This window comes from Blastopirellula marina, from assembly GCF_002967715.1.
GTDB lineage: Bacteria > Planctomycetota > Planctomycetia > Pirellulales > Pirellulaceae > Bremerella > Bremerella marina_B.
Genome location: NZ_PUIA01000026.1, coordinates 247,288 through 262,790, shown reverse-complemented (window position 1 = coordinate 262,790; position 15,503 = coordinate 247,288). Strand labels below are relative to the sequence as shown.

The following is a 15,503-nucleotide window of genomic DNA, read 5'->3' as shown; positions in this document are numbered from 1 at the left end:
CCGCCAAACTGGGCCCAAGCCGTTGTGGAAAATCCCAGTACCAAGGCCAACGTCCAAAGCAGCGCGCATCGCATGACAAGTTCTCCGAGTGTGGAGGAGAAAAAGGTGTGTAGGTGTTCCGACAGCCTACGGAAATGCGACCGGCAAGGCAAAGGATTTGTCGCTGCCGACAAAATCGAGGAAACGCTTGATCCGTCTCGAACGGATTCGCATACTACGAGGCGAACGGCTTTTCATCCTCTTCGCGAGTTCTTCTGCATGATCCCTGACGACGAAGATCACAGCGCCCCGGCTCGCTTTGGCCGGTGGATCAATCAACTCGATATCGACTTCAGCAGCTTCACGCCGGTAGGCTGGGTCGTGGCACTTGGGTCGCTGCTATTGGGCGGGTTCGCCGCGTACTTCGCGTACATCGTGGTCAGCGATTGGGCGAACGGCCAAGGGTTCGACGCTGGCAAAGCCGGCGGCCTGAGCTTCTGCATCACGATGATCGTCGTCACGGTCTTCTCATTCCAGGGACTGCGGGCCATCGCCCGGTGGACCGGCAATCCGGTGGTGAAGGAACGTGAGGACTGAGTTAGATGCCAGAGGCATGCCTTCGTGCGCGATTCGGCAGAAGCCCACCGACAAAGACAGGGTATCACGCCCAAGTCTGCTTGAGGGTGTCCGATAATTCAATTCCGGAAAAAGCATACTGTATAGCCGTTTAGCAATCAGCGAGTTTCCTATTGGTTGAACCCGTCGCTAGAGTGCTTCTGGTATGCCCATTTTCTCGGGGGTTTATACGATTTGAATTATCGGACACCCTCAAGTCTGCTTGGGCGTGTCTGGGAAGTTTGAATGAGTCACACCGACAACTCGCCAGGACCTAGTTGCCGCTGCTGTTCAGCTTGGCCGAGAGTTCACCGGCCGCTTTCTGCAGGACCGGGTTGTCCGACTTGGCGGCGGCGGCGATGACCGGGGCGACCTTCTGCTGGGTCGCTTCCGATTGGCCATCGATGTGGACCAGTGCCCAGGCACACAGCATCTGCAGCGAAGGATCGTCCGAGCTTTCCATCACTTTGCCCAGCGTGGCAGTTGCGGCTTTGGCATCCGGGCCGATGCGACCCAGCGACAAGGCCGAGTTGTGAACGATCGAGCCCTGCCCTGATTCGAGCGCCTTGGTCAGCTGCGGCACAGCCGACTTGGCAGCAGGACCGATCAGCCCCAGCGTCACGACGGCCTGGTTGGCGACCCGCAGATTGTCGCTTTCGATCAGCTCGCCCAGCGCGGCGGCCGCAGGTGCCCCTTTCGGGCCCAGGTCGCCGATGATGACGATCGCGTCGTACTGAACGCTGGGGTGCTTCAGCGCTTCGGTAAGCAGCTCGACCCCATCGGGGCCCATCGACGCCAACACGTTCAGCGCGTTACGCACGACCGGTTCTTCGGCCATGCTCAGGTCTTTCTGCAGCGCGGCCTTGAGCAGTTCAGGAGGTGCCTTCAATGAAACGAGTCCTTGCGATGCCATCGCGCGAACCAGTGGATAGGGGGAATTCAAGCCGGCAGCCAGGCGTTTGATGGCCGCTTGGTTCAGCTCTTGGTTGTCGGGATTCGACCGGGCCAGGGCCCACAGGCTGACCAGCGATTTCAGGCCTTCACCGCGGGCATCGGCTACTAGCCGCTGGGCTGTTTCCTTCGGCAGCTTGCCGATGCGGCCCAAGGTGTAGATCGCGGCGATCTCCAACTGCTCGTCATCCAGGCACTTCGTGATGACCGGCGTGTACTTCTCGGCGGCGGCAGGCATGGTGGCCAGGGCCAACAGTGCTTCGCGGCGGATTTCGCCTTGGCCGTTTTCGACGAGGCCTGCCAGGGCCGGGGCGGCATCGGCGGCGGCAGGGCCCAGGTCGCGGAGGATCAAGCACGCCCAGAAGGCGGCTTTGTCGTTCTTCAGCGCTTCGATCAAGCCGGGCACGGTCGCGGGGCCAGCATCGGCAATTGCATTCATCACGCGGAGCCGCACGGCGGGGTCGGCATCTTCCAGCAGTTTGGTGAACAGCGGGATTGTGACGGCCGGTCCTGGCTTGAGGGCCACCAGCGCGGCGATCGCTTCACGTCGAACGGTGGCGTCTTCGCTGGCGGTGGCTTGAATGAGGGCCTCGACCGATGGCTTGGCGGCATCTTCTGCGGCGGCGAACGAGTACCAGGTAGCCGAAGTCAGGACAGCTAATACGAATAGGGTGTTATGTCGAATCACGACGGGGATCTCCAAAGCAAAACGTTTGACTACGGCAACTGGGTCTGGCAGGTCGAGTAGAGCAGCTTGTTCAGGAACGTGTAGGCTTCCATGTACTGCTGCGGCGGTACCTTGGTGATGCCGCGCTTCAGGGTGACGGCCATTTCTTCGACCGCCTGGGTAAACTGCTGGGTGTCCTGAGCACCGAGCATGCCGTTGGCTGTCTTCTTGGTCAGTAGGCCTTCGACGGTTTTCTCTTGGGGAGCGAACTCGGGGTACTGCAGTAGGAGCGGCCAGTTGAGCTTGCCGGTTTCCTTGTTGACGCTGCCGTCGGGAAGGCCTTTGGGGGCTTCCGATTGGGCCAGCTGCACCAGCTGTTCTTCAGTCGGACGCGGGTGCTTCTTCGCCTCGTAGGCGTCGCGCTGGGCCCGCATCTGGAAGTAGGTGTTGGCGTACTGCTGATGGTTGGCAATCTCCTGGCTCTGGGCCTGGGTCATGTTGATTGCCGCCTGAGAGGTTTGCAGGTTGTACGAACCCTGGGCGCTGACCACATTGGCCATTCCATCCAGGGCCCCTTCGGCCGCCGTGGAAGCATGGCCATAGTCGCCGTACAGCGGCACGACCGGCACACCATAGTCTTGAGCCAAAGCAGAAGATGTTGCGATAGTGCAACATGCCATCACCAGGAGTAATCTCATCGCAGCGTCCTTCATTTCGATCGCATCGTATGTCTACCAAGCATACGACGTAACTTGGGGAGAACCATTCAGTTAAGTCGCCGAAGTACGGTAAAACAAGTATTTTCCGGTCGGCGTGCCGTAAATTCTCAGAAGGTTTATGAAGTAGGCGCGCAATCCCCCTCTTGTACCCTCGCTCCGGCGGGGAGAGGGGGCAGAATGGTCACGGCGGTTCGCGTGCATCGGTGCGGTTCCGCCAGGCACTGCTGCCCAGGATCGCGCAAGGGTCCCTGGGACGTCCACGCGTGGCCCGCCTGATCGGTGGGCGCAGCAGTGTACGTGGTTTCGCCCTGCGTTTTAGTGGACTGAACCCCAAGAATCCGGGTGCCACGTCCAAGTCCGCTTGGGCGTGCCTGGGAAGTTGGAATGAGTCACACCGATGACCGGTGGTAGGCGGGTACCTCGTTTGCACGCCCAAGCGGACTTGGACGTGGCACCCGGGAATTGATTCGACGGGCGTTGGTGCTGGTTGCTTTGCAACTGGCGGCGGTTCGGTGCTGGCCGCTTGGATTGTGGCCAGCTCTTGCCGTAGCCGTTCGATCTTTTGCTGCTTCTCTTGCAGTCGGTCACGCATTTGCTGGTGCCGTCTTTTAATGCAGGCAATCACCTGGGCGGTGGTAGCCTGCTCGAGCCACTCGCGAGTGAGACGCTCGGGGATTTCGTGTTCGTGGGACATGGGGTTTGGCTTTCGGTGAAAGGAGACGGTGCGCGCGGCGGCGCGTGTGATGACAAAGGAATTACGTCAATCGTTGGTTGAGAACGTGGAATTCAACAATCCGGGGGCCACGCCCAAGTCTTCTTGAGGGTGTCTTGGAAGTTGAAACAATTCACACCAATGACTGGTGGTTAGCTGGTACCTGCTTCGCACGCCCAAGCGGACTTGGGCGTGGCACCCGATACCCAGCACAAAGAGGTTGGTTGGCATTCGAAATGAAAGGCAACCGGTGTTTGTAGGGTTACCGCTGTCGCACACCCACATAGAAGTTGGGGTGAATCCCCAGAGTCGAGCAGGACTCGCGGGATGTGTACAAGTTTACAGGCATGGTGTGTCTATGTGAAGGCACAAATTTGAGCCCGTACACCCAGGCCCCCGGCCTGCCAGTGCTAAGCCAGCAGGCAGGCTGGGGTTAGGGATTTCGGTTTATTTTTCAACCTGCTTCCGTGGCACCCCGGAGAGTTGGTTGTACCGCCAGGACTCGCCTTGCCCCCGAAAGCCTCCCTTTGCTAACATCCCCGCGGATTGGGCTGCGTCGGGGTCTTTTGATTCTGGCGGTGGCCCCTGTTTTCTTCGAGTTTCACGCGGGTTTTGCCATTATGAGCGTTTCCGTTGTCGTTCCTGTTTACAACGAAATCGAGACCATTCCTCTGCTCTACAGCAGCTTGCACGCGGTGCTAGCGAACCTGGGGCGGGACTATGAGATTTTGTTTGTCGACGACGGGTCCAGCGATGGTTCGACGGCCAAGCTGAAGGAAGTGGCCGCGACTGATCCGCATGTGAAGGTGGTGGAGTTTCGCCGCAACTATGGCCAGACGGCTGCCATGCACGCAGGCATTCAGCACGCGTCGATGGACGTGGTGATCACGCTGGATGGCGACATGCAGAACGATCCGGAAGACATTCCGATGATGCTCGAGAAGATCGACGAAGGGTACGACCTGGTGCATGGCTGGCGGAAGAATCGCCAGGATGCGTTCGTCAATCGCAAGCTCCCCTCGAAGATCGCCAACTGGCTGATCTCGAAGGTTACCAAATTTCCGATTCATGACCTCGGCTGCACCCTCAAGGCGATCCGCCGCGAGATTGCTGTCGAGTTGGAACTGTACGGCGAGATGCACCGCTTCATTCCCATCCTGGCGCATCAGCGCGGGGCGAAGTGCGTGGAAGTCGTTACGCGGCATCATGCCCGGCGGTTTGGTCAAACGAAATACGGCATTGGCCGCACCACGCGGGTAGTGCTCGACTTATTGACCGTCGCCTACATGCAGCAGTTCTTTACCAGCCCGATGAAGCTGTTCGGCCGAATGGGCTTTGCCTGTCTGGGCATTGCCGGTTTGAGCGTGATGACGACCATCGGCATGAAGCTGATTGGCGGGGTCGATATGACCGGCAACCCGCTGCTGCTGTTTGCCGTGCTGAGCACGATCCTCGGTTCGCAGATGTTCGGCATGGGGCTGCTGGGTGAAGTGAATGCCCGGATCTATTACGCCTCCAACGGGAACGATTCGTACGCCGTGCGGAGCCTGACAAACTTCGATGCCGATAGTCCACAGTCGATCAAGATGCGACGTCAGGCCGCTTAGTTGGCTTTGACGACGCCTGGTGGTTTCCAGCTTCCCTCGCCTGGCGGCAGGATCGAGGGGGCTTCGGTCTTGGGCCAGTAAAGCCGCATGACCATGTAGATGGGGCCGTCAGGTGCCGGCAGCCAGTTGGCTTCTTTCTCTTTGCCAGGCGAATCCTTTTGGATATAGATGGTCAGCGAGCCGTCGGCATTCTTTTTCAGTTCTGGCAGCATAGGCGAATTGATCAAGTAGCGATTAAGCGGGTTCTCGATCAAGAGCTGCGTCTTGCCGTCGTACATGGTGACCGACCAGAACGCGTTGACCGGTGGCAACTCGCCGGCGGCGAACGTGAGGGTGTAGTTTTGCTTGCTGCTATCGAGCGGGTGACCGTCGACGTCTTCGACGGTTAGCGGATAGGTCGCTTCTTCGGCGTCGTTCCCGTACAGGCCAGCCATGGCGGCCTCGGCGCGCAGCGCCCAGTCTTCGTCGAAGAACGCGCGATCTCCGAACGCGGCGGTAACACGCCAATGATTCATTTCCGTGCCGATGTTGGCGACTTTCGCCTTGATGGCTGCGAGTCCCTTTTCACCGCCAAGCTTCAGCGCCGCTTTCTGGCCTTCGGTCAGTTCGCAGCAAGGGAATGGCTTGCCCGCTTCGATGCCGATGTTCATGAACTGGGCCCGCAGCGGCTCTTCCACTTTGGCCGGACCGACCGTGGGACAGAAACGCAAGAGAAACGCCAGGTAGGCATACGGATCCTGGGTGGCCAGTTCTTTGTCGATTTTGGGCCAGTTGATCTGCGGAGGGCTTTCCGGGGCAGGCTCGCCCAGGAAGGTCGAGAGCGGCAAGATCTGATAGCCGCGCTGAATCTTCTTGACGTTATCGATGTCGGTGGGGTTGAACAACTGGGTGCGGATGATGGCCATCGAGAAGTCGGTTTCGCAGCGGAATACCTTATCGACGCCTGGGGGCTTCTCGCCGTTCCAGTGAGGGCCGGCGACCATGTACTTGCCGCCGCCGTTGCCGGTGGTGCGGCTGCCGACGTAGCCGTAGTTGTAGGTGTAGAAATCGATTAGCTGCACCGAGAAGTAACGCTCTTTTTCGATCTCAGGAACGGCGAAGACGATCGGTTCGGCACGCAGGTCGGCGCAGAAGAAAGAGTATGGCGTATCGCTGTTGGGGGTGACGACCGCGGTATCGGCGGGCGTGGCGACGTGGGCCGTGTTGAAGACTTCGTTGAAGCCGCACTTGTACTGGCTGGAGGTGGTATCGATGAACAGCTCGTAGACGGCAGCGTAGTTCATCACCATCGGATAGCCATAGACGAGCGCCGTTTCAGCTGTGGCGATATCGTCCGGCGCAGGGTCTTCCGCGGAAACGAGACCAGGGCTGATCAGACCAGCTAATAAAAGGATCGCCGCTGCTAATAGGTTCTTCATCGCACGCTTCTCCGAGTACTGCTGAAAGTGAAAAGTGTGATCGAGAGACTAATCGTTGCACCAGGCCATTCGCCGGGCAAAATCCTGTTGGAAGTCAGGCCGGTGGCGCGAGACCGACTCGCGCGGGTCGCCACTGCTACTGGGGATATCGCGGTACCAGCCATCTTCCGCCAATTGGTATTGGCCGCCCCAGCCGGGCTTGGCCGGATCGCTGGGCTGGTTGCCGCCGGCCGGCAGGAAAAAGAACCACGACGGCGTGTCCCCTTCCTTCAAGCAGCCGTGCGGATTGGGGCTGGTCCAGGTCTTGGTGGGATAGAGCTTGCCGAGCGGTCCCTGCGAGCGGATGTTCTGGTCGATCCACTCGCGGCTGGTCAGCGAAATGTCGCCGGTCAGGTACATCCCGCGAAAGGTTGCCTGGCGGCGGTCTTCTCCCTGGGGGGCTTTGCTGAGGATGTAGAACAGGCCGGGGAACTCGCCGTGCATCCAATCGGCGATGCCATCCTGATCGGCGATGTCGTAGACGCGGAACTTGTGGACGAACGCTTCGTACTGGGCCGGGGTGCGATCGTGCTGGACGCGATAGAGTGCCTGGGCGAGATCGGTTTGGCCTCCCCAGATGGCGATGTGGAGGGGATCGTCCTGGGTGCCGGCATCGATCCTCTCGATCAGAAACCGTGAACCTTCGGTGTCGTGCTTATCGCCGATATGCTTGCGCCCTCGCTGCGGATTGCCAGACTTGATGCAGGCGAGCAGTTGTTTCGCTTCCGGCCAGTTGGCTTCGTGCTTAGCAAGATTCGTGCGGACCTGGCCGTAGGCTTCGACGATTTCGCGGATGAGCTGCGGCTGGGTGATCGCTTCTTTCAGTTCGCCTGGCGTCCCGGAAGCGGATGCGACGAGACCTTCGATGCGAAACTGATTCACGTACACCATCAAGCGAACCATCGACTGCTGGTCGTCGGGATCGCCCCCGATGTCGGTTAGCACCAAGAGCCGCGGACGGGGCGGTTGCTGGGCAAGAACCGGACTTGCGGCGACGGCAACGAGCCAAATGCACAGCAGGCTAAGAGCAACGCTTCGCATGAGAGGCTTTCTGAACATCGAAGAGGATCTGACGAAGGGGTCAGCCTTCATGTTACTTCATTACTACCCTTCACAGCATGATTCTTTTGTTTTGCCAGGCGAATTTCGCGACCGGTAATGCCTCGGTAGACAAATTCGATGACAAAGGAAAGAACGATCATGCCAAAGAGAATCCAAAGATGCTTCCGAGTTGCTGCGTTCTCGTCGACTTCAACGCAAAGCACCACCAGGGCGACCCAAGTGCTGAGGGCAGCCAGAGCGGAAATCCAGCGTCGCCCGCCGGTCTCTTTCGCCAAGCGAACCGCGGCCACGTTGACCCCTAAGAAGATCAGCAGAAAGCCAGCACTGCCCATGGTGGCAATGGCCTCCAAGGGAACAAAGTTCGCGATGATGAGGGCCAGTCCGGCGGTGATGACGGTACCTTCGGCATGCTGACCGCGGATAGACCGCTTGAGTTCCGTCGGTAATTCGCCACTCTTGGCGATGATGTAGGTGAGTCGCCCGGTACCGTAAAAGGTGGCGTTAATGGCCGAACTGGTGGCAAAGATGGCGGCGATCGCAATCGCGATATAGCCAGTGCGGCCCATGACCTTGTCGGCCGCGACGGAAAGGACATGCGCGCTGGACTGCGCCACTTCCTCGAATCCAAGATGTCCGACAACGATCAGCGCGATCAGAAAATAGAGCACCATGACGATCGCTACTCCCCCCAGGTACGCGATAGGGAGCGTGCGTTTCGGGTTGGCCACATCATCGGAGGCGTTGGCAATCAGTTCAAACCCTTCGTAATTCAGGAAGATCAGCATGGCACCGGCGATCAGGCCAGGGGTTGAGACGTAGTGCTCGAAATCGAGTCGGCTCCACTCGATGGGCGTCGCCAGGCCAAACACGATGAATGTCAGCAGCAATACCATCTTGGCGGCATTAAAGAAGTTCTCGGACCGAATGACCAGCTTCGACGCGAACAGATTCAAGAGAAACAAGCCGACGATCACGACGCAAATGAACGTGTGCAGCCAGAATGCCCGATCGGGTTTAGGAAAGAAGCTTGCCGCATAGCTGCCAAACGCATAGGCATAGATGGCCAGCAACACGACATAGCTCAGCAGCAGGAGGATGTTTGCCGACCCGGTAAGAACGCCTCCGCCGAAGGCCCGGTTCAAGAACTCGACCGTTCCCCCTTCGCCTGGATATCGAAGCGTCAGCTTGAGATACGAGTAGCTGGTCAGCAGGGCGACGATTCCCGAGATCAGGAACGCCGTGGGTGCGCCCCCTTGGGTCACTTCGACCGTTAGCCCAGTTACGGCAAAGATACCCCCTCCGACCATCCCACCAATCCCGATGGAAAGGGTCGAGAGCACACCTAGCTTTTCGTTGTTCTCAGAAGGCATTCGCTGCAGGCCAGTCGATCTAATCGCAATGGAGACATAAAAGCGATCAGGCAAAAAATGCCTGATCGCTCAAGGAATCTAACATTGCTGGCCGACACTTGTCATGCAGAAAATGAAATGAACAAGCGATTGGCATCGAACTTAGTTCGACGAGTAAGCTTCGCCGCCAGATTTCGAGCCCATCGCTCCCCAAACCCCATAAGGGCTGCGGGCACTGGTGGTCTGAGCGGCGGTCAGGTCGCCGGTGTCGATCGTCTCGGTGATAAACTTCACCGAGCCATCACAGAACAAGCCCAGTACGCCGCCTGGGTGGTTGCTGGTTGGCGGGAGGATGGTGGTGCTGCCGTCACCGTTGGTGTCGGAACCATCGATGCACGAAGGAGCGTTGGGTGGCAGCACGGTGGTGAAGCCGACCTTTTCGATCTGACCGTCGGTCCAGCGCCAGCCGGTGCGTCCTTTGACGGTGCTCGGATCGGCGTAGAACCGACCGCTGGCAGCCGCGACGCACTGCGACGGATTGCTGGAAAGCCCCGAAAACCCGGTGGCGGTTCCCTGCTGAACGGGAATGCTCGCGCCGCCGGTACCCATCGAAAAGTTGGTGATCAGACGTTCGCTCATGGCGATCGTGTTGCTCGTGCCGTCGGTGATGTCTCGCATGTTCACGCCGTAAACGCGCTGGAAGACGCCACGCAGGCTCGTGCCGTCGCGATTGCCGGAGATCGAATCGCCGGAGCTGAACATGTAGTTAACGCCCGCGGCTGGTGTGTTAGCAGCAGTGGCCGAAGGGCAGAGCAGCATGCTGGGGGCATTGTCCCAGACGCTCCAACCGGCCCAAGGATAAGGGCCCCAGGGCGCGGTGGTCGAGTCGCCGGCGGCGATCTTGTCGTACATGGCGTTCTGTTCGAGGAACGGCAACAAGCCGATGAAGCCACTGGCGCGACCGGCGTTGGTCAAGCGATCGTTGCCGCTGCCGTAGCCTGGATCGTTGGTGCCTTGCTTGCGGGGAACGAACGCTCCGTAGGTATCGTGGTAGTTGTGCAGGGCAAGGCCGAGTTGCTTCAACTGGTTAGAGCACTGCATCCGGCGGGCCGCTTCACGCGCTTGCTGAACGGCTGGCAACAGCAGGGCAATCAAAACGCCAATGATGGCAATCACAACCAACAGTTCGACGAGGGTAAAACCTCGGCGCATCGAGGGACGGTTCGGCATGACGAAGTCTCGCAGGGGAGGGTTTAAAATGGATGGCAGGGGTGATTCGTGCTTCTCGTAGAACGAGCACAAATGCGGCAGGGAATCCAAATAGAAAATTAACACAACAACTATGAGAAATCTACACCTGAACGGGGGCTGTGGTTCAATTTCCACCCATAGGTGTGGTGTAGTGTTGGGTCAATGGCCGTTGGTCTTGCCCCTTCTTAACCTATCGAAGCGGGCAAGTGGGACGCGTGAGGCCTAGTCCTTCAGTTCAAGTGGGATCTCGTTGCTGCCGTCGGTGACCGTAAATTCGAGGCCTGAAGTCTTCGCGCTGGCGTACTTCTTAGGCAAAAGACTCTTCGGCTCGGCAGGCTTAGCGTTGGGGTTGTAGTTGGGATCGTCCTCGGAAGCGGCGGTCGACTGGGGGACTTCCGTCTTGGTAACGGTCACCAGGTAATTGCCAGGCGAAACGCCGGAAGTCCCAGCGTTGGACGTAGATAGTTCGAACTTTCCCGCTGCATCCGTACGAGCGAACGCCCCTTGGATCCCTTCGCTGGCTGGTCGAAAGGTGATCATGGCACCTTCAACGGGGCTCCCGTTGTAGGTGACCGTGCCGGTGACGACGGCACCTAGCGGCTTGCCGGCTTCTTCACTGGTACAGCCAGACAGCAGCAACCATCCGACACAGATGACCAACGGCATGGAACGATTCCAAAGAATGCTCACAGCAACTCTCCAACGGGGCGTAGTAGGCAGGATAGGGGGCGGGTAAAGTATTGCAATTCTCAAGAGATTCTTGATGATATCTTTACTGATTTTGCCGGCAATCCCTACTAAGGGGAATGGGTAAGGCGCGATGGGGCCTGCCTGCGAGTCAGCTTCGCGGCATCAGGGACGTCATTTTGTTGCATGAAGAAGTCTGCAAGCTAGTCGATCAGCACCAAGGCATCCGGCAACTGGTTGGCGGCACCTTCGGTGCGCGGCAAGACCTGGGCCAGTTGCTGGCCGGCTGCCTGGATGACGGTGCAGATGGCCTGAGTTGGGTGGCCTTGGTGCAGGCCATCAGTCAGTTGCTGACAAAGCTCGTCGAGCTTGGCCTGGCCGAGCTTTTCCAGCACGACCTGATCGGCCAGGATCGCGGCTCGGTGCTCGAAGAGAGAAACGTAAATCAAGAGGCCCGTCGCGCCGCTGGTGTGATGCACGCGGCGGTCGAAGAATGCCTGGCGTGAGCGCGTAGCGACTTCGTCTTTCATCTGGTCGCTGGGGGTGAACAACCGCCGCAGCCAGCTGATCTGACCTCCCAGGATTCCCCCGGCGAGAAACGCCACGACAATGCTGGCCACCAACACCAACAGGCCAGACTCCAGTGTCATGCCTGACCAGTCGCCGTGCTCTGGTGCTGTGCGGGGATAAAGGGTCCAAACCACGATGGCCGAGATCGTCGCCAGCCAGAGGCCGAGGATATCTTCAGCTCGGTCGTAGCGCCCCGAGGCGGTCGCGACGACCGGGACGATCTCGCACGAGGTGGTCGCTTCGGCCTGGGCGACGGCTTGTTCGATTTGCTGACGCTGGTCGGCACTAAAGAGATTCGATGCACGCTGCATAGCTACGTATTCCTTACCAAGAGCCTGTGGCACCACCGCCACCAGAAGAGCCGCCGCCAAACGAACCACCGCTGAAACCCCCTCCGCCGCCGCGGCCACCACGACTGGTGGCCATGTGATACAGGATGGTTCCCAGGATCGTGAACACGATGGCCCAGAACGCCCATGCCCAGCCGCTGGAGCCGCGTCGATAGAGAGAGACACCGGTAAAGATGGCTAGTCCGACGAAGCCTGCCCACATTGCGTAGTGCCACCATGGACTCGGCTGGGCGGGGCGCTGCGGTGCCGCAGGAAGCTCGAGCTTACGCGCCATCTGGTCGAGCGACTCGACCCCGGCGACGATTCCGCCGGAGAAGTCGCCTTGCTTGAAGCGGGGAATGATTTGCTGGTCCATGATCTGCCGGCACAGGCCATCTTCACGGCGTCCCCAGCCGCCCCCCAGTTCGATGCGGGCCTTGCGATCGTTCTTCGAGACCAATAGCAAGATGCCGGTGTTCCATTCTTCCCCATTGATCTGCGCGTGGCCGATGCCCCATTGGTCGAACAGCAGCGTCGCGAATGTTTCGATTCGCAGGCCTTCGCCGCCGTGGTTGGCCATCGAGTCGATCGTGATGACGATGATCGGCGTGGCTTTCTCGGTCAGCAGCTTGTCGCAAATTTCCTTGATGTGCTGCTCATCTTCGGGACTGATCATGTCGGCCTGGTCGCGGACGAACTCGCGCTCGCCAGGCTTCTCGATTTCGATTTCAATGGCCGATGCGGTCGACGCGTGTAAGACCGCCAAGATGCCAATCAACAGGCACAACACGAGACTTCGGCAACAGCTTTGAAAGGGCATCAGTCGCAACTTGCTCCGTGGATGAACACTCGGAAGTTCAAGATTTGCCGCTCGGGGTCAATCGCTTTGTGGCGGCGTGAGCTAGGATTGTAACGCAACGACCAACAAGATGCACAATGCGTCGCGACTCGTCCTGCGGGAGAACTATTCCACCAGATTCAGCACTATGCCCACGGCCGTTTGCCCGTTGAAGTGGTCGAGCAAGACCTTCGAGGCAATTATGCCGTCGCTTGTATCGCTGAAGTGCTTGGCGTCTTCGTCGTCGAAGAAAGCCTTCAGCTCGGGAAATTGGGTGGTGATGCTGGTGGGCTTGTTGGTTTCGAGAACGCTTGCGTCAGGCGTATCGCGGACCCAGACCTTCCCCTGGCGATCGGTGACTTGAATGACGGACGTGTCTTGATCGAGTCGTGTCAGGAAGTCGACAATCTGGTGGCGCAGGTCGATGGCGATCACGGCCGCACCAAACAGGCCACCGGTTTGGTCGTCGTAAATCGGTGTGATCGCGACCAGCCGCACCCCTTCTTCGATGCGATCATCGGGCTTGTCGTCGGCACTGCGGACGGCTAACAAGATGTCGCCGCGATTGAGCCGTGAAACTTGTGCCATGATCTCAGGCTCGTTATGGGTTGTCAGACGCGAGGCCGGCACGCGCCGCAGATAGGCCGGATCGCGCACGTTCCGCTCGACGCAAACGACATCTTCGGCTGCCTGGTCGGCGATCTTGGTGAAGCTGATCGAGAGGTACTCGACATTGGCTCGCAGGAATTCCTCGTAAATCATCTCGAGTCGACTGCGCCACACGTCTTCTGGTTCGGCATCTGGCATACCGCTATTGGCCTGGATGATGCCTTGGATGGGAGGCAGGCTGGACATGAAGCGGACATCTTTCGAGAGACTCTCGGCGGTCGCTTTCAGTTGGACTTCCAGTTCGCGGCTGTAGGCCTGCATCTGGTCGAAGCGGCTTTGGCGTTCCGCTTTGCGGGCTTTGTACGAATCGACCACGAAGACGGTCATCGCCACCAGGCAGGTCACCAGCACCAGGCCGACCAACTGCGAAGCGATGCGATGGTGCTGAATCCAGCGTGCCAGCCGCTGCTCGGGGCGTTCGCGATAGGCAGCTACCTTTTCGCCTGCCATCCAGCGCTGCACTTCTTCGGCCAGTTCCGAGGCCGACTGATACCGCGAGTATTGCCGCCGGGCCATCGCTTTAGCGCAGATAGCGGCCAATGCGGGGTCGACCTCGGGGTTCACTTCGGCCGCATTGGGCGTTGGCTGCCCAGCGATCGCCGTCAACAGTTCGCGGCCATTGACCGAGTTGGAAGCATTGCGCGTGTGTTCGTGCGGGCCGCAGCCAGCCAGGATCGAAAACAGAATCGCGCCCAGTCCGTAGATGTCGGTACGTTCGTCCAGTTCGTCGATGCGACCGGCCGCTTGTTCGGGTGCCATGTACAGCGGCGTTCCCAGAACCTGGCCATCCATCGTGCTTTGATTGCTGGCGTGCGCTGCCTGGCCGCTCGACAGGCCGTCCGTCGATTGCAGTTCGTTAATGACCTTGGCGATCCCCCAGTCGATGACAATCACCTGGCCGAAGTTATCGATCGCGACGTTTTCTGGCTTCAGGTCGCGATGAATGACCTTGCGCGAGTGAGCGTGCCCGATGGCCTGGCAAACGTTGACAAAGTCGGTCAATAGACGACGCAGGAGCATCGGGTTATGATCCCCTGCGCTCAGGCGTTCGTGATACTCTTGAATGGTATCGTGCAGCGTTTGCTTGCCGAGGAAACGCATCGCGTAGAAGAACTGGCCCGTTTCAATATCTTCCCCCAGGTGATAGATGGGGACGATGCCAGGGTGTTCGAGTCGACCGGTGATCTCGGCTTCGCGGCGAAAGCGTTCCTGGGCCGACGATTGATCAGGTGCGGTCACTTCTTTCACGGCAACCGCACGTTTGAGATGTTCGTCGTACGCCATCCAGACGCGCCCCAGCCCCCCTTGGCCCAGCTTGCGAATGAGTCGATAGCGAGCCACCGACGAGCGCACTCCGGTGGCATCGTTGGCACCTGAGCCGGAGACGCTGCGGATACCCATCAGCCGGGCAATCGCCCCGGAAGGATCGACCGAGTCAAGCGTCCGTGCGACGACCGTATCGGCCGAAGTAAAGCCGGTATCGCTACCGGGCGTGACTTCCTTCAAGAGGGCCGGACTGCGTTCGAGCAGCTTGTTGCACGTATCGATATCAATCTGTCCCAGCGCGACCAGGTGCTCGTGCAGCGGCAAATCGCCGTGCAGCGTCCACGTGGAAAGAGCCTGAGCCAACTGGCGTTCCGAGATCACCCCCATGCGGAGAATCAACGCGGCAACGGCAATATCTTGTTGCTCTTTGCTGAAATCACCACTGGGGCCGGCCATCGTTTCCGCAAAACGAGCATCAGGAGCAGGGGCATTATCCGAAGGCATGCGAAGTAGGGTCCAAAGTGGGCAAGTCGGGCTGGGGACTCCTACAAGTTTAGTTGGCGAAATGGGGGTGTGGGAGGAGATTTGCGGGGAAATGGGGGCTTTTCATTTCTCTATGTTGGTGCCAAATCGGAAATGGGGTCATCACCCAACTCTTAAAAATAAATGGCATCACAATGTTGAAATTCATCCGATATTGCGATGCCTTAGGAAGTTCAGGCAGGCCAATAGTCAACTCCAAAAACATTCATCAATAGTTGGCTGGAGAACTGCC

At 59.0% G+C, this 15,503-nt stretch carries 13 protein-coding genes; 2 read left to right on the top strand and 11 right to left on the bottom strand.

The genetic code is table 11. The features are described from left to right. Positions 1-576 (top strand): CvpA family protein (locus C5Y96_RS27755; protein WP_214609073.1); only part of this gene is annotated, 576 nt, incomplete at its 5' end. A 292-nt stretch (positions 577-868) separates the two neighbouring features. Here the strand turns inward: C5Y96_RS27755 and C5Y96_RS09320 are convergent. The 3 genes from C5Y96_RS09320 to C5Y96_RS09315 all read right to left on the bottom strand — a co-directional run bounded on the left by C5Y96_RS09320 (position 869) and on the right by C5Y96_RS09315 (position 3,625). Then, positions 869-2,233, bottom strand: coding sequence for a HEAT repeat domain-containing protein (locus C5Y96_RS09320; RefSeq protein ID WP_158261156.1), 1,365 nt, complete (start codon positions 2,231-2,233; stop codon positions 869-871). Positions 2,234-2,262: 29 nt separating this feature from the next. Further along, positions 2,263-2,910 carry a hypothetical protein gene (locus C5Y96_RS27315; protein ID WP_158261155.1) on the bottom strand — a complete coding sequence of 216 codons (648 nt, stop codon included), beginning with the start codon at positions 2,908-2,910 and terminating at the stop codon, positions 2,263-2,265. A 202-nt stretch (positions 2,911-3,112) separates the two neighbouring features. Then, positions 3,113-3,625: a hypothetical protein gene (locus tag C5Y96_RS09315; RefSeq protein ID WP_105352359.1), complete on the bottom strand. Its 513-nt coding sequence runs from the start codon at positions 3,623-3,625 to the stop codon at positions 3,113-3,115. 638 nt (positions 3,626-4,263) lie between these two features. Between C5Y96_RS09315 and C5Y96_RS09310 the strand changes: the two genes are divergently transcribed. Continuing rightward, a complete protein-coding gene (locus C5Y96_RS09310; RefSeq protein WP_105352399.1) occupies positions 4,264-5,250 on the top strand; it encodes a glycosyltransferase family 2 protein in 987 nt (328 codons plus the stop codon). Here the strand turns inward: C5Y96_RS09310 and C5Y96_RS09305 are convergent. The 8 genes from C5Y96_RS09305 to C5Y96_RS09270 all read right to left on the bottom strand — a co-directional run bounded on the left by C5Y96_RS09305 (position 5,247) and on the right by C5Y96_RS09270 (position 15,232). Further along, positions 5,247-6,668, bottom strand: coding sequence for a DUF1254 domain-containing protein (locus tag C5Y96_RS09305; RefSeq protein ID WP_105352357.1), 1,422 nt, complete (start codon positions 6,666-6,668; stop codon positions 5,247-5,249). The two genes, C5Y96_RS09310 and C5Y96_RS09305, sit on opposite strands and share 4 nt — an antisense overlap. 48 nt (positions 6,669-6,716) lie before the next feature. Next, the gene (locus tag C5Y96_RS09300) at positions 6,717-7,748 is read right to left on the bottom strand and encodes a DUF1593 domain-containing protein (RefSeq protein ID WP_105352354.1); all 1,032 of its coding nucleotides are present in this window, start codon (positions 7,746-7,748) and stop codon (positions 6,717-6,719) included. 47 nt (positions 7,749-7,795) lie between these two features. After that, positions 7,796-9,139 (bottom strand): APC family permease, encoded by a 1,344-nt coding sequence (locus C5Y96_RS09295; RefSeq protein ID WP_105352352.1) that lies wholly within the window; start codon positions 9,137-9,139, stop codon positions 7,796-7,798. 141 nt (positions 9,140-9,280) lie between these two features. Beyond that, complete coding sequence (locus tag C5Y96_RS09290; RefSeq protein WP_105352350.1) at positions 9,281-10,348, bottom strand: DUF1559 domain-containing protein; 1,068 nt, start codon at positions 10,346-10,348, stop codon at positions 9,281-9,283. A 243-nt stretch (positions 10,349-10,591) separates the two neighbouring features. Beyond that, a complete protein-coding gene (locus tag C5Y96_RS09285) occupies positions 10,592-11,035 on the bottom strand; it encodes a carboxypeptidase-like regulatory domain-containing protein (RefSeq protein WP_105352349.1) in 444 nt (147 codons plus the stop codon). A gap of 224 nt (positions 11,036-11,259) precedes the next feature. Next, positions 11,260-11,937, bottom strand: a complete 678-nt coding sequence (locus C5Y96_RS09280; RefSeq protein ID WP_105352348.1) for a TPM domain-containing protein — start codon at positions 11,935-11,937, stop codon at positions 11,260-11,262. A gap of 13 nt (positions 11,938-11,950) precedes the next feature. Continuing rightward, complete coding sequence (locus tag C5Y96_RS09275) at positions 11,951-12,745, bottom strand: TPM domain-containing protein (protein WP_158261154.1); 795 nt, start codon at positions 12,743-12,745, stop codon at positions 11,951-11,953. 174 nt (positions 12,746-12,919) lie between these two features. Further along, a complete protein-coding gene (locus tag C5Y96_RS09270) occupies positions 12,920-15,232 on the bottom strand; it encodes a serine/threonine-protein kinase (protein ID WP_105352346.1) in 2,313 nt (770 codons plus the stop codon). Between the last annotated feature and the right edge of the window lie 271 nt (positions 15,233-15,503).